We start from the raw sequence: 18,235 nt of genomic DNA, 5'->3' as shown, positions 1-18,235 counted from the left end.
GGCCACCGCACGAGCTATTGAGGGGCACGTATGTCGGGACACCTCATCGACACGACGGAGATGTATCTCCGCACCATCCTGGAGCTTGAGGAGGAGGGTGTGGTCCCCATGCGCGCCCGTATCGCCGAGCGGCTGGACCAGAGCGGTCCGACGGTCAGCCAGACGGTTGCGCGGATGGAGCGGGACGGCCTGGTGCAGGTCGCGGGTGACCGGCACCTGGAGCTGACGGAGGAGGGACGGCGGCTCGCCACCCGCGTCATGCGCAAGCACCGGCTCGCCGAGTGCCTCCTGGTCGACGTCATCGGCCTGGAGTGGGAGCAGGTGCACGCCGAGGCCTGCCGCTGGGAGCACGTGATGAGCGAGGCGGTGGAGCGGCGGGTGCTCGAACTCCTGCGGCACCCCACCGAGTCGCCGTACGGCAACCCGATTCCCGGCCTGGAGGAACTGGGGGAGAAGGCGGAGGCCGATCCGTTCCTGGACGAGGGGACGGTCAGCCTGGTCGACCTGGACCCTGGCACGGACGGCAAGACCGTGGTGGTGCGGCGGATCGGCGAGCCCATCCAGACGGACGCGCAGCTGATGTACACGCTGCGGCGGGCCGGCATCCAGCCGGGGGCGGTCGTCAGCGTCACCGCGTCCCCCGGCGGGGTCCTGGTCGGCTCCGGCGGCGAGGCGGCCGAGCTGAGCCAGGACGTGGCGGGCCACGTCTTCGTCGCCAAGCGGTAGCACTCGCGCTCGGCGGTTCCGGTGACGCGGTTTCCGTCCACTGCGCCCGGGTGGGTGGATCGTTCCGCCCACCCGTTCGCCGTCCGGTTTGGCCTGCCTGTGGCGCAGGGTGTGCGTGGGGTCGGGAGTGCGAAGCCCGAAGGGGTGTGCGGAAGACGCTCGCAGCCCCGGTGAGCGAAGCGTCCCGGAACGGGATGGGGCCCCGACGTATGCCGGGGCCCTCCTCCCCTTCGTCCCCCGGGTGCCGTACCCGGAACCCCGAGCTCTCCGGGTCCTTCCCCTCACCCGGCGGGGGACGATCCCTCCCTGCTGGAAGTACTCCCCGCAGGGCCTCCAAAGCACACCCTCGCCTTGTCACTCGAAAGGGCGGTGTTAAGCGCCATACCCACTTCTTCGAAGGTGAGTTCGATACGGTGGGTGCGTTCGGCCAACCGGGCCGGACAGGACGGTTGACCCGGGGGTGCCGGATCGATGGTTCGTCGTGTCGAGGTGTCCGGAGCGGGCGGCGTGCGGCTCGCCGCCTGGGACTTCACAGACCAGCACAAGCCGCATGACGGATCCGCGCCGCCGGAGACGCGCGAGGTTCCGCGCCCCGCGGTGCTGATGCTGCACGGGTTGACGGGGCGCGCCGCGCACTGGGCGCCCACCGCCCGGGCGTTGGCCGCCCGCTACCGCCCGGTCGCGCTCGACCAGCGCGGCCACGGCCGCTCCGCCAAGCCGGACGGCCCGTACACCCGCGAGGCGTACATCGCTGACGTACTGGCCGCCATCGAGCAACTCCGCCTGGCGCCGGTCGTCCTGGTGGGCCACTCCATGGGCGCGCTCACCGCCTGGCAACTCGCCGCCCGCCACCCGGAGTTGGTGCGCGCCCTGGTCATCTGCGACATGCGGGCCTCGGCGCTCGGCGAGGCGAGCCAGCGGGAGTGGGAGCAGTGGTTCGCCTCCTGGCCGCTGCCCTTCGCCGCACTGGCGGACGTGCGGAGGTGGTTCGGCGCCGACGACCCCACGCTGGAGCGGCCGCGGCCCGCCCGCGGGGCGTTCTACACCGAGGTGATGGAGGAGCGCTCCGGCGGCTGGTGGCCGCAGTTCTCCTTCCGGCACATGCTTGACTCCCGCGAGCCGTGGATGCGTGACGCGCACTGGGACGAACTCGCCCAAGTCCGCTGTCCCACCCTGGTCGTACGCGGCTGGGACGGCGAACTGGGCCGCGCCGAGGCCCAGGAGATGGTCCGCGTGCTGCCGCACGGCTCGTACGCCGAAATAGCGGACGCCGGCCATCTCGTCCCGTGGGACCAGCCGGACGCCTGGCAGCGCACCCTGGAGGAGTTCCTGGCCGGCACCGTCCGCTGACGCCCCAGCGGCCGGCCCCACGGCAGCCGCCACCGCCTCAGCGGTCCCGCTGGGCGGCGGCCTCCCGGCCGCAGGCATAGGCGAGCGGGCTGATCAACTCCTCGGCGTCCGGCAGCCAGCGGTTCAACGCGGTGGGCTGCCGCGCCCACTGCACGGACCCCCGGCCCATCCGGCTCGGCGGCGCCGGTACGTAGTCCCCGTCCCCGCGGACCACCATGTCCAGCGCGGACGGCGGCCACCCCAACCGCCGTACCAGGTCCGGGACCTTGGCGCTGGCGCCGGGCAGGACGAAGAACACCAGCCTGCGGTTGGGCGTGGACAGGACCGGGCCGAGCGGTAGCTCCATCCGTTCCATCCGGGCCAGCGCCAGGCAGCCCGCCACCTCCGGCACGTCGATGACGTCGAAACTCCGGCCGGTGGGCAGCAGTACGGAGGCGCGTGGCTCTCTGGACCACATCCGGCGTACCGCCACACCGCTACCGGTCGCCTGGCCCGGCCAGTCGGTGCGGGTGGGGTGGGCGCCGGGCGCGGGGCAGCCGCTGAAGCCGCAGGAGCAGCGCAGGACGCCGCCGTTGTCCTCAAGCCAGCTGCCCGGGAACACGTCCCAGTGCCGCTCGTCCGCGTATCGCACCGCCGCCTCCAGCAGGTGTTCGGTTACGGCGAGCGGCTGCGGGGCTCCGATGGTGTCTTCCACGCGATGCACAACTTCCCTTGTCAGCAAGGGTTACGGAGGCCCTGTTCCCTCTTGGGTGGGACACGCGGGGCGCACAGGTGCACGGTTGGGGGCGCGCACGGGGGACCGGCTCCGGGGGTGGGTAGTTCCTTGACGGCACGGTGGCACGTCTCATTGCGCAAAGTACCGATAAAGAGCCGTAAAGCGGCATAACTGCCCGCCTCCGGTGGGCAGAGATCATGCAGCACGGGGAGCGACCCGGCTGCGACACCGTTAGGTACAGAGGGGGGACGACGATGGCCGCCCGACCACTGGTGGCGCGACAGCCGAACGAACGGCTGCAAGCGCTGATCCAGGAAGCCGGATGTTCCAACGCCGGCCTGGCTCGCCGCGTCAATATGTGCGGCGCCGAGCACGGCCTCGATCTGCGCTACGACAAGACCTCCGTGGCGCGCTGGCTGCGAGGTCAGCAGCCGCGCGGCCGGGCACCGGCGATCATCGCCGAGGCGCTGGGGCGCAAGCTCGGCCGCACCGTGACGATCGACGAGATCGGCATGGCCAACGGCAAGAACCTGGCCTCCGGCGTGGGTCTGCACTTCGCGCCCACCGTGCTCGGCGCGGTGGAGCAGGCCTGCGAGCTGTGGCGCAGCGACGTGGGGCGCCGCGACTTCCTGACCGGGTCCACGGTGGCGGCCTCGGCGCTGGTCGAGCCGAGCCGTGACTGGCTGATCACCGGTCCGGACACCTTGGTCTCGCGCAGCGGCGGACCGCGGGTCGGCACCGCGGACGTGGCGGCGGTACGGGCGACGACGCAGGCGCTGGTCGACCTCGACCACCGCTTCGGCAGCGGCCATGTCCGCCCGATCGTGGTGCACTACCTCAACAGCGTCGTCTCCGGACTGCTGGCGGGTTCGTACCGGGAGGCGACCGGCCGCCAACTCTTCGCCGCAGTGGCCCGGTTGACCGAGCTGGCCGGGTACATGGCGGTGGACACCGGTCAACCCGGCCTCGCCCAGCGGTACTACATCCAGGCGCTGCGGCTGGCGCAGGCCGCGGGTGACCGCGGTTACGGCGGTTACGTGCTGGCGGCCGGAATGAGCCATCTCGCCGCCTCGCTCGGCAACCCCCGGGAGATCGCGCAACTCGCCAGGGCCGCTCAGGAAGGCGCGCGCGGCCATGTCACCCCCACGGCGCAGGCGATGTTCTACGCGGCGGAGGCGCGTGGCCACGCCCTGCTCGGTGACGCCAGGGCGTGCGAGACGGTGGCGGGACGGGCGGTGGAGGCGCTGGGCCGCAGCGTCCCGGAGGACGATCCGGACTGGATCGCGCACTTCGACGAGGCCTATCTGGCCGACGAGTTGGCGCACTGCCACCGTGATCTGGACCAGCCGGGGCCCGCGATGCGCCGGGCCGAGGAGTCGCTCGCCGGGCATCCGCCGACCCGTGCCCGGCGGCGGGCGATAGGGCTGCTGGTGCTGGCCTCCGCGCAGGTGCAGGCCCGGGAGGTGGAGCAGTCCTGCCATACCGCCGCGCAGGCGGTCGAGTTGCTGGGCGGGCTGCGCTCCAACCGGGGCGCGGAGTACCTGGACGACTTCCGCCGCCGTATCGAACCGTTCTCGGACGAGCCGGTGGTAAGGGAGTTCGGGGCGCGACTTGAGGAGAGTGAGCTGGCGGCGTGACGCCGTCCCGGCGGGGTGAGGAATGTCTCGGGGCGCGCCCCCGTCCCCCGCCGGGACGCTCCAATTGTTACGGGACCGCTATACCGACGCCTTCCGCCGTTACGGAAGGCGCTGCATGCTGCGATTTCCTGGAACGTGTGCCGGGCCCGCGAGTGACCGTCAGCACATTACTGTGCGATCACTCACACGGGTGCGTAGTGGGGACTGGAATTGACCCGGTAGCGTGAGCCGACGTTCCGAAGGGCCGGTCGGGGGTCAGGGACTCAGCTCCACCCGGGGCTAGTCCCTAACGGCCACAGTTACGCAGCAGGCAGGAGTTCCGGTGATGCAGAGCGGGCGGGGAGAAGAGGCGGCGGACGGCGCGTACCGGCCGATGCCGATTCCACACGAACCGCAGGCGTCGGCGGTGCCCGAGGCCCGCGAGGGCGTCGTGCTGCCCGCGCACGGCGAACAGCACGGCGAGCAGTGGCCGCAGCCGAACCAGGTGGTGCAGCCCGCCCCCGGCCAGCCGTGGGGCGCCCCGCAGCACGCTCCGCGGCAGCCGTCCCAGCCGCAGTCCCCCCAGGGCTTCCAGCCCCCGCACGGCCTGCCCCAGCACCCGGGCGCAGGTGAGGCCACCCAGCTGCTTCCGCCCTACGGCCAGCAGTCCGAGGCGCCCCACGCCGTACCGCCGCACGGCCAGGAGTCCGAGGCCACCCAGTTCCTGCCGCCCTACGGCCAGGAGTCCGAGGCCACCCAGTTCCTGCCGCCCTACGGTGAGCAGTCCGAGGCCACCCAGTTCCTGCCGCCCTACGGCCAGGAGTCTGAGGCCACTCAGTTGCTCACTTACCCCCAGGGGTCCGAGGCGACGCAACTGCTAACCCCGTACGGTCAGCAGGCCCAGGCCGCACCGGGTGCCGAACCGCCCGCGCCCGACGGCGAGTCGGAGAAGACGCAGCTGATAGCGCCGATGCGGCAGCAGCCGGTCGAACTTCCGCGGCAGGCCGCCGAGTTGCGCCAACCGCTGCCTCCGGAGCAGCAGTTCCAGACGCCGGTACCGCCGCCGCCGTCGCAGCCGCCCGCCGCTGGTGCGCAGACGCCGCCGATGCCCAGCGCCGCGCCGTACTCCATCCGGCCGGGCGCCCCGGGCGACCAGCCGCCGGAGGAGCGCACCCAGCTCCTGACGCCGCAGCAGCCGGGCGCGCCCGCCACCGAGCAACTCCCGCGCTTCAACGAGGCGTGGCAGTCCCAGCCGCAGGACGCGACGGCGCACCACGCCGAGCAGGCACCGCCGCAGGCCAGGGACGACTACGACTTCCTGTACCGCAAGGACGGCGACCCCGGCGCCGCGCGACCGCCGCACTCCCCCTCGTACGGCAACGGCATGCCGACGCAGCCGCCGTACACCCAGCAGCCCGCACGCGACTTCGGGCAGGACGCGCCCGAGCGCCGCGCGAAGTTCGGGAAGCTCTCGCCGATGGCCGTGATCGGCATCGGGGTCGCCGGTCTCGCCGTCATAGGGGTCGCGGTCGGCGCCGCGCTCAGCGGTGGCGGCGACAACAGCGGCGACCAGCAGAAGGCGGGCGTCGCCTCGCCCGCGGCGGGCGGCGGCGCCAACGGCGCGGCGGACGCGGCGCAGGCGCAGGCCAAGCAGCTCGACTCGCTGCTCAAGGACAGCAACAGCAGCCGTGCCACTGTGATCAGCGCGGTGGCCTCCATCAAGTCCTGCTCCAACATGGGCCAGTCGTCCGCGGACCTTCGTACCGCCGCGAGCCAGCGCGCCCAGCTGATCACCAGGCTCGACCAGTTGAGCCTGGACAAGCTGCCCAACCACGACGAGCTGGTCAAGCAGCTCACCGCCGCCTGGAAGGCGTCCGCCGAGGCCGACAACGACTACGCGGACTGGGGCGATCAGGTGTCGAAGGACAAGAAGGGCTGCGACAAGGGCCACGCCAAGGGCACTCCGGCCGCGCAGAAGGGCAACGCGGCGAGCGGCCGGGCCACCTTCGCCAAGAAGAAGGCCGCCGACCTGTGGAACCCGATCGCCGGCCAGTACGGCCTGACCCAGCGGCAGTTCACCGATCTGTAGCGGCTCCGGTCAGCCGGTGCTCTCCAGTGTGTCGCGTAGGTCCACGAAGCCGCCCTTGCCGACCGCGGTCAACCGGCCGTCCTTGACGACCTGGTAGGTGACCGTCGCGTTGACCATGCGCGGATAGCCGCGCACCGCCAGCGTGTCCGCGTACCGCCAGCCCAGCGGCGGGGTGAGGCCGCCGGTGGAGACGTCATGGGCGTGGTCGAGCGCGTCACGGACGCTCTGCGCGGTGACCGGGCCCTGGCCGAGCGAGCTGACGATCTTGGTGAAGACCGTGTACGCGATCCAGGTCGTCTCCGCGCCCGGGTCGGCGACGTCGATCCGGTTGTCGCCGAAGGCATAAGTGGAGACCGCGTTGCGCATCGGGTTCCAGGCGGGGTCGCTGGCGGACGGGTACCAGCTCGTCGCGGACGCGCCCTCCAACGGGCTGTCGGCGCCCCCGGTGCTGTCCAGCAGCGACTGCTTGACGCTGCCGAGCACGGAGGCGGTGCGCACCTGCTGCCCGGGGCCGAGCCGCCGGAAGGAGTCGAAGAACGTGGCGGTACGGTCGCCGAGCACCGCCGTCACACAACGTCCCGGTTCGCCCGAGCCGATCGCCCGCTGGGCGGCACCGGTGTAGTCGGTGGCGTCGTCGGGCGCGCGGATGTCGTCGGCGGGGGCGCGGTGCCGGAACGCCAGTCCCGCGTCGAGGAACTCGGGGTACTGGTCGCCCGCGGCGGTGTCCGGGCGGACCAGCGCGGTGTGGTCGCAGATGCTGGACAGCTGGCGGCCGTTGCCGGCCAGCAGCGCGGGCGCGCCGCCGTTGACCGGATACGACAGCGGGCTGGTGAACTCCTCTGGCGCCACCCCGTACCCGCCGAGGTACGGAATGCCCGCGTTCTCCAGCGAGGCCATGAAGCTCTGGCCGTACTGGCTGTACGAGCCGACGACGGCGACCGCGTTGGCGTCCACGGCCTGCTGTGCGCAGCGTTCCGCGCGGACCGTGTCGTTGTGCTCGTCACACGTGAGGACCTTCAACGGGTGGCCGTTGATGCCGCCTTCGGCGTTGACCATCCGGGCGTAGGCCTGCGCCATCGCCGGCATACCGGGCATGTTGGTGGAGTTCGTGCCCTGCGGCGCCCAGGTCATGACCACGATCGGCGCTTTGGAGCCCGCCGCCGCCCCGGTTCCCGGCACCACACCGCAACCGCTGACGCCGCCGCCGACCAGGGTCGCCACCGTCGCTGCCAGAGCACCGAACCGTCGTATAGCGGTCATGGCTCCGTACGTTCCCCGGCCGCCGTCAACGACGGAGTGACCGCACCGCAACCGGGGGTGGCGGATAAGTGAATTGCCCGTACGCGCGGTGTGCGCGGTGTTCGCTTCGGACCGTACCTGGTGATATCCGTGCCATTCGCTGAACGTACGATCGATAACCGTGCAAGGTTCGGAGAAGTCTTCCCGGCGGGGCGCCCGCTCCTCCACGATGGGGCGTATGCCGCTCAACGACATGCCCTGGTGGCGCTGGCGCAGCAATGTGCGTTCCGCGCTGCACATGCTCAGCGATCCGGTCTTCCAGCAGGAGTGCTGGGTCGCCGGCCGTCCCGGCTACGGGGATGTGACGGACGCCGTCTACCGCCTGGTCGAGGACACCTGGTTGGACAACTGGTCCGCCGAGAAGTACGTCGGGACGATCTTCCGCGACGCGCACGAGGCGGCGCTGGTGGACGCCGCCGTGCTGCGGGTGCTGCGGATCCTGCACGAGGTCGGCGCGGACGCCCCGGCCGCCGTCTACCTGGGCCACCCCGGCTGGCCGGAGGCGGTACGGGCGGCCCGGGAGGCGCACGTACGGCTGGCGACCAACGACGGTGACGACGTGGACGCGCCGCCGCGGTCGCTGGACGTGCTGGCGATCTACACCCGGTCCCGCTGACCGGTCTCGCCAACCGGACCGCTGACCTGCGGTCCGCCGGGATGTGCGAGGCTATTGCGGTGACCGAAGCACAGCGCACCGCCCCGCAGTACGTCCTGACGCTGTCCTGCCCCGACAAGCAGGGCATCGTGCACGCCGTCTCCAGTTACCTGTTCATGACTGGTTGCAACATCGTGGACAGCCAGCAGTTCGGTGATCAGGACACCGGTCTGTTCTTCATGCGGGTGCACTTCTCGGCCGAGCCCTCGGTCACCGCAGACAAGCTGCGGGCCAGCTTCGCGGCCGTCGCCGACTCCTTCCGCATGGACTGGCGGATCTACCCCGCCGAGGAGAAGATGCGGATCGTGATCATGGTCAGCAAGTTCGGGCACTGCCTGAACGACCTGCTGTTCCGCTCGCGTATCGGCGCGCTGCCGGTGGAGATCGCGGCGGTGGTCTCCAACCACCGGGACTTCGAGGAACTGGTCGGCTCGTACGGGATCCCCTTCCACCACGTCCCGGTGACCAAGGAGACCAAGGAGCGGGCCGAGGCCGAGCTGCTGAAGCTGGTCGAGGACGAGGACATCGAGCTTGTGGTGCTCGCGCGCTACATGCAGGTGCTCTCCGACGACCTGTGCAAGCGGCTGTCCGGGCGGATCATCAACATCCACCATTCCTTCCTCCCCAGCTTCAAGGGCGCCAAGCCGTACCACCAGGCGCACGCACGCGGTGTGAAGCTGATCGGCGCGACGGCGCACTACGTCACCGCGGACCTCGACGAGGGCCCGATCATCGAGCAGGAGGTCGAGCGCGTCAGCCACGAGGCCAACCCCGATCAGCTGGTCGCCGTGGGCCGTGACGTCGAGTGCCAGGCCCTGGCCCGAGCGGTCAAGTGGCACAGCGAACACCGCGTCCTGCTCAACGGCCACCGCACGGTCGTCTTCGCGTAGGCCTCTTCCCCACCCGCCCACCCCAAGGGGCTCCGGCCCCCGGAAGGGCGGGTGGGGCTACATTCGGGACAGGCTGGCCGTCGCCGCGAGGACATCCCGGATCGCCTGGCGATCCCCCGCCTGCCCGACCGCCAGTTCCTCCGGCTCCCGGTGCCCGGCCGCCAACTGGCAGAACTCCGTCGCCTCCAGGGCGACCTGCGCGACGCTCCCCGCCTTCGAGCCCACCGCCGCCGGTGAGTCCAACGGGATGAACCAGTTGCCGCCGCCGTCGCCCTCCAACTCCAGATGGACGGAACGTCCCGGCGTGCCCGCCTCCACCCACCGTGCCGGCGAGGTGGCGAGCCCGGCCCTGCGCCGCCCGGCCAGGGCGATCGGCAACAGCCGTGCCGTCAGGTCGAGCATCGCGTTCAAGTGCCGCGGCGCGGGCGGCTCGTACGGGTAGTCGACCGCCTCCGCGATGTCTCCGGCATGGATCCAGCACTCGAACGCCCGGTCCACGAACGCGTCCCGCAACGGCAGCTCGAAGTCCCCGTAGCTGACGTCGAGTCCACCCGCGCTCCGCCCGGCGAAGGACACCGTGCGCAGCAGGGTGTGGCCCTGCTCCCGCCACTCCTCACGCACCTCGCCGCCGCTTCGGCTGCCGGTCCGTCGCCAGTACTCGATCGTCCGCTCGGTCGGATCCCGCGGCGCGTCCGCGCCCAGTGCCGCGTTCTCCCCGAGCGCGGCCCCTATCAGCCCGTCGACCGCGGTCAGATGACCGATGACGTCGGCGACGGAGGCACGCCGCGCACCGGAGTGCCACTCCAGGACGACCGGTGCGGCCCAGTCGCCAGGCCCGAGGTCCCGCAGCAGCGCGTCGAGCCGCGCGGTCTCCGCGTCGTACGGTCCCGCCCACTCGGGCACGGGTATCCGGGCCGGTCGGCGGCCCAGGCAGTTCTCCAGCACCCGGGCGCGCAGCAGCGGATCGAGGTCGAGCGAGTCCTCCGACCGCAGCAGCCCGACCGCGTCCCGCAGCCGTACGGCCTCCTCCGCGCAGGTGGCGCAGTCGGTCAGGTGCGTCTCCACCGCCGCCGTCTCCTCGGCGGAACAGGCGGACAACGCCCACGCGCCGAGCAGCGACTTCAGCGTCAGATGGTCCAGCGTTGGTGCCGTCGCGGGGAGCGGCGACGGAAGCGGTGGCCCGTCCTCCGCCGCGCCCCGGGGCAGCGGCACCCGCGGCAGTGGCGGGCCGCCGTTCTGCTCGGGGCCGCTGCCCCGCGGACCGTCTCCCATGGGCCCGGTCATCGCGAACTGCCCCGTCCCGACGGGGAGGCGGAGTCCGCCGGTGGACCGGCCTGCATGGCGGTGGAGAGCATCTGCAGACCGAGCCGGAGCCGCCGCCGTGCCTCGTCCTCGGTGAGGCCCAGCTCGGCGGCCGTCTGCCGGTAGTCGCGGCGGTGCAGATACGCCAGGTCCAAGGTGGCGCGTATCGAGGCGGGCATCGAGCTTTTGATGAAGTCGGCGCGGGCGGCGGTGTTCGCCTCGCAGACCTTCCGCTCGAACTGCTCGGCGGTGCGCTCACCGCCCTCCCTGATCCGCTCCGCCTCACACCGCCGCAGCCGGTGCACCGCCTGCCGCTGGGTGAGCGTGGCTATCCAGGAGCGCAAGTTGCCTTCCTTGGGGTCGTACGCGTCCGGGTTCTCCCAGATGTACCCGAAGACCTCGCGGGTGATCTGGTCGGCGGCGTCCTCCTCGCCCATCACCCGGTACGCGAGACCGTGCACCAGCGAGGCGAAGCGGTCGTACAGCTCGCACAGTGCCGCCTCCTCCCCTCGGGCCAGCCGCTGCTGCATCTTGCGGTCCCAGCGCGGTGGTGCGGGTGTCGCCATCCGGTCGCCCCCTCTCGGCTCACCCCATCGCTCAACGTCCATCGCTCATCACACATCCGTCACCAACGAATGTATCCGCAGGGTCTGACAACGCGCCCCGCTTTGCCACAACGAACACCCGATGGGTAGCCGGTGAGTACGGAACGGGTACCCAACCCGCCACAAGTAGAGGCCTGGTGAAGACGAGCTGTTATGGGGGTGTGACCACGGCTGAAGGGGGAAGGCATCGCCGCTGGGCATAGGGTCGGGGTGACCGGAACGGAACGACCTGCCGACGAAGGGGCAGCGAGCGGTGGCGTTGAGAGTCAAGGCGGAGCAGCGGGACGGCTGGACCGTGCTGCGAGTGTCGGGCGAGATGGACCTGGTGACCTCGCCCGCGGTGCGGCAGCACGTCCACGACGCGGTCGCCGACGGGCGGCGCAGGGTGGTGCTCGACCTGTCCGACGTGCGCTTCTGCGACTCCAGCGGGGTGGGCGTGCTGATCGCGGCGCGCCGCCTGATGCGCTCGTGCACCGGCCGTCTGCGGCTGATACTGCCCGCCAAGGGCGCGGTGGACGGCTCCCACGTCAACCGGGTGCTGGCCGCGCTGGGTGTACGGCGCCTGTTCGAGGTCTTCCAGGACCTGGACGCCGCCGTGGACGAGACGGCCCGCCCGCTGTCCGCCTGAGCCGCCGAGGGCTCACCTGACGGCGTAGTCGCGCAACGCGGGCTCCAGCAACCCGAACGCCTCCCGGGCCGCGTCGGCGAGCCCGGCGAAGAACTCCTCCTCGTCCTGCCCGGCCTCGGAGCGCCGTCGCGCCTCGTGGAACAACACCCTTTGCACCCCGGACAGTTGGGCCGCCGCCACCTGGGGCGCGATGCCGTCGGCGCCGACCTCCTCGACCAGCGTCCGCGCCAGCGCCTGCTCCTGCTGGTCGTAGATCTCCCGCAGCCGTGCCCGTAGCGCCGGGCTCTCCACGGCCAACCGCGCGAAGCCGGGCCCGACGCGGCCGAGCAGCGCGGCGTGCGCCTCGCAGTCGGCCAGGTACCTGCGGCGAAGTGCGGCGAGCGCCGACTCCCCGGGGGCACGTTCCGCGACGGTGCGCGACGGCCTGTTGACCACCTCCTCGTGCGCGTCGAAGAACAGGTCCTCCTTGCGCGGGAAGTAGTTGGTGACGGTCATCTTGGAGACCCCTGCGGCCTCGGCGATGTCCGCGATGGTGGTCTGCTCGAAGCCGCGCTCGATGAACATCAGCGTGGCGACGTGTGAGATCCGCTGCCGGGTCTGCTGCTTCTTGAGTTCGCGGAGCTGGGCCATGAGCGCATCCTAGCCAATTTCTAGGTCCGACCTAAAAATCTGCTTGACGTGATTGATTGCACGGACCTAATTTTAGGTCCGTGCTAAAAAATCTACCCGCGGCAACCGCCCGCACCGCGTTCCCGGCGGACCCCGACGTCGTGGACGCCGCTGTCTGGCGGCTCGCCGCCGTACTCCTGCTCGGCCCGGTGCTCGCCCTGCTGGACACCACGATTCGTCGGCGTCGGCCTCGGCTCCGTCGCCCGCGAACTCGGCGGCCCGCTCACCACCGTCCAGTGGGTCTCCACCGGCTATCTGCTGGCCGTCGCCCTCGTCATGCCGCTCACCGGCTGGGCGACCGAACGGTTCGGCGGCAAGGCGGTGTGGATGGCCTCCGTCGCGCTGTTCACCGCGGGCTCCGCGCTGTGCGGCGCGGCCTGGTCGGCCCCCGCGCTGATCGCCTTCCGGGTGCTCCAGGGCATCGGCGGCGGCATGATCCAGCCGGTCGGCCAGTCGATGCTGGCCCAGGCGGCGGGCCCACGGCGGCTCGGCCGGGTCATCGGCGTCAGCGTGCTGCCCATCACCCTGGCCCCCGTGGCGGGCCCGGTGCTCGGCGGCCTGATCGTGCGCGACCTCGACTGGCGCTGGATGTTCTACGTCAACGTGCCCATCGGCATCGCCACCTTCCTGCTCGCCGCCCGCGTACTGCCGGCCACCCCGCGGGCGGGCGGCCGCGGCCCGCTCGACGTGACCGGACTCGCGCTGCTCGCACCCGGCCTCGCCGCGCTCATGTACGGCTGCGCACAACGCGGTTGGGGCGTCCTGCTGGCGGGTGCCGGGCTGACCGCCGCGTACGTCGGCTACGCGCTGCGCAAACGTGATCGCGCACCCCTGATCGACCTGCGGATGTTCGCCCGCCGCGGCTTCGCGGCCGCCACCGCGTCCTCGTTCGTCCTCGGCGGCTCGCTCTACAGCGCGATGCTGCTGCTCCCGCTCTACTTCCAGCAGGTGCGCGGCGCCGACGCGATGAGGGCGGGCCTCCAGCTGGCCCCGCAGGCCGTCGGTACGGCGGCCGTCTCCCTGCTCGCCGGATACCTCGGCGACCGGTACGGGCCGCGCCCCCTGATGCTCGCGGGGCTGGTCCTCGCGCTGCTGGGCACGCTGCCGTTCGCGTTCCTCGGCCACGCCCCGGCCGACTGGCTGCTGGCCGCCGCCCTGCTGGTGCGTGGCGCCGGCCTGGGCCTGGCCATGGTGCCCGGCATGTCCGCCGTGTACGCCTCGGTCTCCGCCGAGGAGGCACCTCGGGCGGCGGGAACCGTCAACGTCGTCAACCGGCTTGGCGGTTCACTCGGTACGGCGGCGCTGACCGTGCTGCTGCAACACCAACTCACCCGTGCGCCCAGCCCGGCCGCCGCCTACGGCCACGCGTTCGCCTGGGCGTTGGCCCTGTCCGCGGTGGCGTTCGTGCCCGCGCTGTACTACCCGGCCCGCAGGAACCGGTAGTGCCGCGGCGTGAGTGGAAGATGTTCGTTCGACCGATCGTGAGGAAGAGGTCAATGGCAACGCCCCGACTGATGGCCGTACACGCCCATCCCGACGACGAGTCCAGCAAGGGTGCCGCGACCCTCGCCCGCTACGCGGCGCAGGGCGCCGAGGTGCTGGTCGTCACCTGTACAGGTGGGGAACGCGGAGACGTGCTCAACCCGTCCCTGGACCGCCCCGAGATCCGCGCCGAACTCCCGGCGGTCCGCCGCCGTGAGATGGCCGCGGCCGCCGAGGTCCTCGGCGTACGGCAGCGGTTCCTCGGCTTCGTGGACTCCGGTCTCCCGGCGGACGGCGAACCGCTGCCGGAAGGCTGCTTCGCGGCCGTCCCGGTGGCCGAGGCGGTGGCCGAACTGGTGGAGGTGATACGGGAGTTCCGACCGCACGTCGTCGTCACCTACGACCCCACGGGCGGCTACCCGCACCCGGACCACATCCAGACCCATCGCGTCGCCCTGGCCGCCTACGAGGCTCTGGAAGGCGATCCGGCGCAGCCGCTCAAGCTCTACTACCAGGCCGCCTTCGAGAAGCAGTGGTTCGCCACCCTGCACGAGGCGATGCTGCGGCGCGGTATCGCCTCGCAGATGGGCGAGGTACTGGCCAACTGGCCTGACTGGGCACCGAGGTTGGACGTCACGACGCGGATCAGGTGCGCCGAGTACTTCGAGGTACGCGATCGCGCGTTCCGCGCGCATGCCACCCAGGCTGACCCGGCGAACCCGTTCTTCGCCCACCCCCGCGACCTGGAACGCGAGGTGTGGCCGACGGAGAACTACGTCCTCGCCCGCTCCCGGGTGGCGGCATCGGCCCCGGAGGACGACCTGTTCGCGGGTGTCGTTCTCCGGTGACGGCCGTGCGGTGCACCACCAGGGCGGCCATGCCGTCGTCCAGTGTCCCGGCCGTATGGGCGAGCAGATCGGTGCGCGGCCGGTCCATCAGCAGCGCCATCGGGACCAGGCGCAACGGCTCGGGGCCGATGGCACTGGCGCGGACCCGCCGCTCCAGTTCGGTCACCTTGCTCGACCACCACCGGCCGGGCGCGTCGAGTGCGGCGGTCAACCGATGTACGGGGTGGTCGCGGCCACGAAGTTCCGTATGGCCAGCCGTGACGCGTCGCGCACCTCGTCCAGCTCGGCCCGCCCCTCGGCCCTGTGGAGCGCGGTCACCTCCTCCAGCGTCCGCTCGGCGAGCCCGGACAGCTCCGCGCTCCCGGTGAGCATCTGCGCGCGGAACATCGCCTCATGGGCCGCGTAGCGCAGCTTGTAGACCTGTTCCTGGAGTTCGGGAGTGTCCTCCTCGACCCGGTTCTCGTGCTGTACGAACCAGCGCTGCACCAGCACCCGACGGTACTCAAGGAGCGCCCCGGCGTAGCCGCAGTAGGCGTCGATCCGCTCCTGGCGCAGCTTCTCGTCCCGGGTGAGCCGCGCGGTGCGCTCCGCCGTACGGCGCTGGAAGGCGTGCGTGACGGTGGATCCCAGCAGCGTGCCCAACACGGCGATGACGCTCGGCAGAACCGCACTCATGACCGCAGTCGACCACACGCTCGCGCCCTGCGCGATGGCACGATCGCGGCATGACGCACATCACGCTCGCAAAGGGCGACATCACCACCCAACATGTCGACGCCATCGTGAACGCCGCCAACTCCTCGCTGCTGGGCGGAGGCGGTGTGGACGGGGCGATCCACCGCGGGGGCGGCCCGCAGATCCTCGCGGAGTGCCGTGCGCTGCGGGCTTCGAGGTACGGCAAGGGGCTGCCCACCGGCCGGGCGGTGGCGACCACCGCCGGCCGGCTGCCCGCGCGCTGGGTGATCCACACGGTGGGGCCGGTCTGGTCGGCGAGCGAGGACCGCTCCGCCGCGCTGGCCTCCTGCTACCGCGAATCGCTGCGCGCGGCCGACGAGTTGGGGGCGCGGACGGTGGCCTTCCCGGCGATCTCCACCGGCATCTACGGCTGGCCGATGGACGACGGCGCCCGGATCGCCGTCCGTACGGTGCGCGAGACGGAAACCTCGGTGGACGAGGTGCGCTTCGTCCTCTTCGACGACACGGCGTACCGGGCGTTCACCGAGGCGATCTCCTGAACGCGCCCCCAGGGGGCCGCTACGGGTGCAGCCGCCCCGCGAAGCGGCGCTCGAATCCGTCGCCGGTGTCCGCCGTCACCGCGTAGTCGTAGCGCCCGGCGGAGGTCGGCGCGAGCACCTCCCGCGCGGTTGCGCCCGGCGCGACGGTGACCGTGCGCGGCGCCGAACTCGGCGCGAACTGGGCCGCGTTGGCCCCGATCGTGAAGACGACCGGCTTGCCGCCCTCGTTGCTCAGGACCAGCCGGACACCGTCCGGGTGCTCCACGGCGGCGATCTCGGGGTGCCCCTTGGCCGGGTCGCTCCAGGTGCGGACGTCGCCCTTGAAGCCGCGCAGGAACCCGTCGGGCCCGTGCGCGTCGATGTCGTACGGGCCGCCGCTGACCGCCTGCGCGCTGAAGAAGTCGGTGACCGTTCCCCCGACGGGCAGGGTGTAGCGCCAGGCGCCGAACTGGCGGTGGTTGACGGTGTACATCGACAGGCCGGCACCAAGGTGGCCGAGATTGTCCACCGTGATCCACAGCAGGCCCTTCGCCGTGTCCGTACGCGACGACGAACCGAACCGGTAGCCGACCGGAAGCGCCGGCCGGTCCCCGGGCTCCACCTCGGGGAAGCTCTGCACGATCGGCGGGAAGATCGGCGGCAGCACCTTCTTGTCCTGCTCGGCGAGGTCCGCGAGCAGCTTCTTGGTGTCCGGCAGCGTGGGAAACGCGGTGGTGTTCTTGTGCCGGAAGTCGAACGCCGACATCAGGTCGCCGCACACCGTACGGCGCCAGGCGGAGATGTTGGGCTCCTTGACCCCGGTCCAGTTCTCCAGGAAGCGGAGCACGGAGGTGTGGTCGAAAACCTCGGAGTTGACGCGTCCGCCACGGCTCCACGGCGATATGACGATCATCGGCACGCGCGGTCCGAGACCGATGGGCGCGCCACCCACGAACTCGTCGGGCGTGCCGTCAGGAGCCACCGGCGGCACCACATGGTCGAAGAAGCCGTCGTTCTCGTCGTAGTTGAGGAGGACTACGGTCTTCTCCCAGACCTCCGGGTGTCCGGCCAGCGCGTCGAGCACATAGGACGCGGTGAAGTCGGCGCCCTGCGCCGGGGGATGGTTGGGGTGCTCGGACTGGTCGGTCGGCGCCACCACCCAGCTCACCGCCGGAAGCGACCCGTTGGCGACGTCCTGCGCGAAGTCGTCGGGGCCGCGTTTGGCCATGCCCCGGGTGTAGAGCGGGGAGTCCTTGGGTGCGCTCTGGAACTGCTTGAACCACGCCAGGGGGTTGTCGTCGAAGTTGTCGTCCTGCTGGTAGATCTTCCAGGAGATCCCGGCGGACTGCAGCCGCTCGGGATAGGTGGTCCAGGTGTACCCCTTCTCGCTGTTGTCGGTGACCGGCCCGCCGCCCGTGCCGCGCGGGTCGATCATTCCCGTCCACAGGTAGAGCCGGTTGGGGTTGGTGGACGCCATGGTGGAGCAGAAGTACTGGTCGCACAGTGTGAACTGGTCCGCGAGCGCGTACTGGAAGGGGATGTCCTGGCGGCGGTAGTACCCCATCGTGTACCAGGACTTGGCCGGTATCCAGTTGGTGTACTGGCCGTTCGCCCAGGCGCTGTGAGTGCCGTCCCAGGAGTGGTCGAGGTCGAAGATCCGCTGGGCGTCGGAGGTCGAGGTGTCCAGGTGCCAGGGCAGCAGCGTGGTTCCGCCGAGCTTGCCCAGCAGCTTCTGGTGCAGCACGTCGGACCCGTTCGGCAGCCGCACCAGCGAGGTGTCCTCGTAGCCGCGCACCCCGTTCAACGTCCCGTAGTAGTGATCGAAGGAACGGTTCTCCTGCATCAGGATCACCACGTGTTCGACATCGTCCAGCGTCCCGTGCGGCCCGCGCCGCGCGGTGGCGGCCATGGCCTGCCGTACCGCCCCGGGCAGCGCTCCGGAGCCGAGCGCGGCGCCACCGGCGACAGCCGAACCCAGTAGCGTGCGGCGGGAGATGGGGGACACGGCGCCTCCTGGTCGGCTCTGGTTACCGGCGGGTACAGGCCGGTGCGGCGCGATGATTCCAGCCACCGGTGAACTTTGGAAGGCTCATGTGCCGCTGGAATGCGACCAGTTGGGGGCAGTGCCCATTCGGCCCCGCCGGCGA

The 18,235-nt window shown here is 71.4% G+C and carries 17 protein-coding genes; 10 read left to right on the top strand and 7 right to left on the bottom strand.

All coding sequences use genetic code 11. The features are described 5' to 3' along the window. Window positions 1-30 precede the first annotated feature (30 nt). Both P3G67_RS30520 and P3G67_RS30515 read left to right on the top strand, forming a co-directional pair. Window positions 31-726 (top strand): metal-dependent transcriptional regulator, encoded by a 696-nt coding sequence (locus P3G67_RS30520; protein WP_269855614.1) that lies wholly within the window; start codon window positions 31-33, stop codon window positions 724-726. Window positions 727-1,197: 471 nt separating this feature from the next. Beyond that, window positions 1,198-2,076, top strand: coding sequence for an alpha/beta fold hydrolase (locus P3G67_RS30515; protein ID WP_276096379.1), 879 nt, complete (start codon window positions 1,198-1,200; stop codon window positions 2,074-2,076). A 37-nt stretch (window positions 2,077-2,113) separates the two neighbouring features. On the opposite strand, the gene P3G67_RS30510 is transcribed toward P3G67_RS30515, so the two are convergent. Next, complete coding sequence (locus tag P3G67_RS30510; protein WP_269855616.1) at window positions 2,114-2,770, bottom strand: bifunctional DNA primase/polymerase; 657 nt, start codon at window positions 2,768-2,770, stop codon at window positions 2,114-2,116. 275 nt (window positions 2,771-3,045) lie between these two features. Here P3G67_RS30510 and P3G67_RS30505 point away from each other — a divergent pair, with 275 nt between their 5' ends. Both P3G67_RS30505 and P3G67_RS30500 read left to right on the top strand, forming a co-directional pair. Beyond that, the gene (locus tag P3G67_RS30505) at window positions 3,046-4,428 is read left to right on the top strand and encodes a transcriptional regulator (RefSeq protein WP_276096378.1); all 1,383 of its coding nucleotides are present in this window, start codon (window positions 3,046-3,048) and stop codon (window positions 4,426-4,428) included. Between the two features lie 325 nt (window positions 4,429-4,753). Then, window positions 4,754-6,496, top strand: coding sequence for a hypothetical protein (locus P3G67_RS30500; RefSeq protein ID WP_276096377.1), 1,743 nt, complete (start codon window positions 4,754-4,756; stop codon window positions 6,494-6,496). A 9-nt stretch (window positions 6,497-6,505) separates the two neighbouring features. Here the strand turns inward: P3G67_RS30500 and P3G67_RS30495 are convergent, their stop codons facing one another. Beyond that, on the bottom strand, window positions 6,506-7,756 hold the full coding sequence (locus tag P3G67_RS30495; RefSeq protein ID WP_276096376.1) for an ABC transporter substrate-binding protein: 1,251 nt from the start codon (window positions 7,754-7,756) through the stop codon (window positions 6,506-6,508). 154 nt (window positions 7,757-7,910) lie between these two features. Between P3G67_RS30495 and P3G67_RS30490 the strand changes: the two genes are divergently transcribed. After that, on the top strand, window positions 7,911-8,411 hold the full coding sequence (locus P3G67_RS30490) for an SCO4402 family protein (protein ID WP_443072535.1): 501 nt from the start codon (window positions 7,911-7,913) through the stop codon (window positions 8,409-8,411). 41 nt (window positions 8,412-8,452) lie between these two features. Further along, window positions 8,453-9,340, top strand: coding sequence for a formyltetrahydrofolate deformylase (gene purU, locus P3G67_RS30485; protein ID WP_269855620.1), 888 nt, complete (start codon window positions 8,453-8,455; stop codon window positions 9,338-9,340). Window positions 9,341-9,397: 57 nt separating this feature from the next. On the opposite strand, the gene P3G67_RS30480 is transcribed toward purU, so the two are convergent. Further along, entirely contained in the window at window positions 9,398-10,624 is a 1,227-nt protein-coding gene (locus tag P3G67_RS30480) for a maleylpyruvate isomerase family mycothiol-dependent enzyme (protein ID WP_449343264.1), read from the bottom strand. Further along, the gene (locus tag P3G67_RS30475) at window positions 10,621-11,208 is read right to left on the bottom strand and encodes a sigma-70 family RNA polymerase sigma factor (RefSeq protein ID WP_269855622.1); all 588 of its coding nucleotides are present in this window, start codon (window positions 11,206-11,208) and stop codon (window positions 10,621-10,623) included. Before P3G67_RS30475 ends, P3G67_RS30480 begins: the two co-directional genes overlap by 4 nt. 292 nt (window positions 11,209-11,500) lie before the next feature. Here P3G67_RS30475 and P3G67_RS30470 point away from each other — a divergent pair, with 292 nt between their 5' ends. Next, complete coding sequence (locus tag P3G67_RS30470) at window positions 11,501-11,875, top strand: STAS domain-containing protein (RefSeq protein ID WP_269855623.1); 375 nt, start codon at window positions 11,501-11,503, stop codon at window positions 11,873-11,875. Between the two features lie 12 nt (window positions 11,876-11,887). Here the strand turns inward: P3G67_RS30470 and P3G67_RS30465 are convergent, their stop codons facing one another. Next, on the bottom strand, window positions 11,888-12,505 hold the full coding sequence (locus P3G67_RS30465) for a TetR/AcrR family transcriptional regulator (protein WP_276096374.1): 618 nt from the start codon (window positions 12,503-12,505) through the stop codon (window positions 11,888-11,890). A 90-nt stretch (window positions 12,506-12,595) separates the two neighbouring features. Between P3G67_RS30465 and P3G67_RS30460 the strand changes: the two genes are divergently transcribed. Both P3G67_RS30460 and mca read left to right on the top strand, forming a co-directional pair. Beyond that, a complete protein-coding gene (locus tag P3G67_RS30460) occupies window positions 12,596-13,987 on the top strand; it encodes an MDR family MFS transporter (protein ID WP_313881635.1) in 1,392 nt (463 codons plus the stop codon). A 53-nt stretch (window positions 13,988-14,040) separates the two neighbouring features. After that, on the top strand, window positions 14,041-14,874 hold the full coding sequence (gene mca / locus P3G67_RS30455; protein ID WP_276096373.1) for a mycothiol conjugate amidase Mca: 834 nt from the start codon (window positions 14,041-14,043) through the stop codon (window positions 14,872-14,874). Between the two features lie 207 nt (window positions 14,875-15,081). Here the strand turns inward: mca and P3G67_RS30450 are convergent, their stop codons facing one another. After that, window positions 15,082-15,549, bottom strand: coding sequence for a hypothetical protein (locus P3G67_RS30450; RefSeq protein ID WP_276096372.1), 468 nt, complete (start codon window positions 15,547-15,549; stop codon window positions 15,082-15,084). A gap of 50 nt (window positions 15,550-15,599) precedes the next feature. Here P3G67_RS30450 and P3G67_RS30445 point away from each other — a divergent pair, with 50 nt between their 5' ends. Beyond that, window positions 15,600-16,109: an O-acetyl-ADP-ribose deacetylase gene (locus tag P3G67_RS30445; RefSeq protein WP_276096371.1), complete on the top strand. Its 510-nt coding sequence runs from the start codon at window positions 15,600-15,602 to the stop codon at window positions 16,107-16,109. 19 nt (window positions 16,110-16,128) lie between these two features. Here P3G67_RS30445 and P3G67_RS30440 read toward each other — a convergent pair whose 3' ends face one another. Then, window positions 16,129-18,093: a phosphocholine-specific phospholipase C gene (locus P3G67_RS30440; protein ID WP_276096370.1), complete on the bottom strand. Its 1,965-nt coding sequence runs from the start codon at window positions 18,091-18,093 to the stop codon at window positions 16,129-16,131. Window positions 18,094-18,235 lie beyond the last annotated feature (142 nt).

The sequence above is a fragment of the Streptomyces silvisoli genome (assembly GCF_029269905.1).
GTDB classification, from domain to species: domain Bacteria; phylum Actinomycetota; class Actinomycetes; order Streptomycetales; family Streptomycetaceae; genus Streptantibioticus_A; species Streptantibioticus_A silvisoli_A.
Note: the sequence above shows the minus strand (reverse complement) of the source record. Positions and strands in the feature narration are given on the sequence as shown.

Coding starts and splice junctions, on each gene's coding strand:
- P3G67_RS30500 (WP_276096377.1), top strand. CDS start 4,754: ATGCAGAGCGGGCGGGGAGAAGAGGCGGCGGACGGCGCGTACCGGCCG.
- P3G67_RS30475 (WP_269855622.1), bottom strand. CDS start 11,208: ATGGCGACACCCGCACCACCGCGCTGGGACCGCAAGATGCAGCAGCGG.
- purU (WP_269855620.1), top strand. CDS start 8,453: ATGTGCGAGGCTATTGCGGTGACCGAAGCACAGCGCACCGCCCCGCAG.
- P3G67_RS30520 (WP_269855614.1), top strand. CDS start 31: ATGTCGGGACACCTCATCGACACGACGGAGATGTATCTCCGCACCATC.
- P3G67_RS30505 (WP_276096378.1), top strand. CDS start 3,046: ATGGCCGCCCGACCACTGGTGGCGCGACAGCCGAACGAACGGCTGCAA.
- P3G67_RS30495 (WP_276096376.1), bottom strand. CDS start 7,756: ATGACCGCTATACGACGGTTCGGTGCTCTGGCAGCGACGGTGGCGACC.
- P3G67_RS30515 (WP_276096379.1), top strand. CDS start 1,198: ATGGTTCGTCGTGTCGAGGTGTCCGGAGCGGGCGGCGTGCGGCTCGCC.
- P3G67_RS30465 (WP_276096374.1), bottom strand. CDS start 12,505: ATGGCCCAGCTCCGCGAACTCAAGAAGCAGCAGACCCGGCAGCGGATC.
- P3G67_RS30480 (WP_449343264.1), bottom strand. CDS start 10,624: ATGACCGGGCCCATGGGAGACGGTCCGCGGGGCAGCGGCCCCGAGCAG.
- mca (WP_276096373.1), top strand. CDS start 14,041: ATGGCAACGCCCCGACTGATGGCCGTACACGCCCATCCCGACGACGAG.
- P3G67_RS30450 (WP_276096372.1), bottom strand. CDS start 15,549: ATGAGTGCGGTTCTGCCGAGCGTCATCGCCGTGTTGGGCACGCTGCTG.
- P3G67_RS30445 (WP_276096371.1), top strand. CDS start 15,600: ATGACGCACATCACGCTCGCAAAGGGCGACATCACCACCCAACATGTC.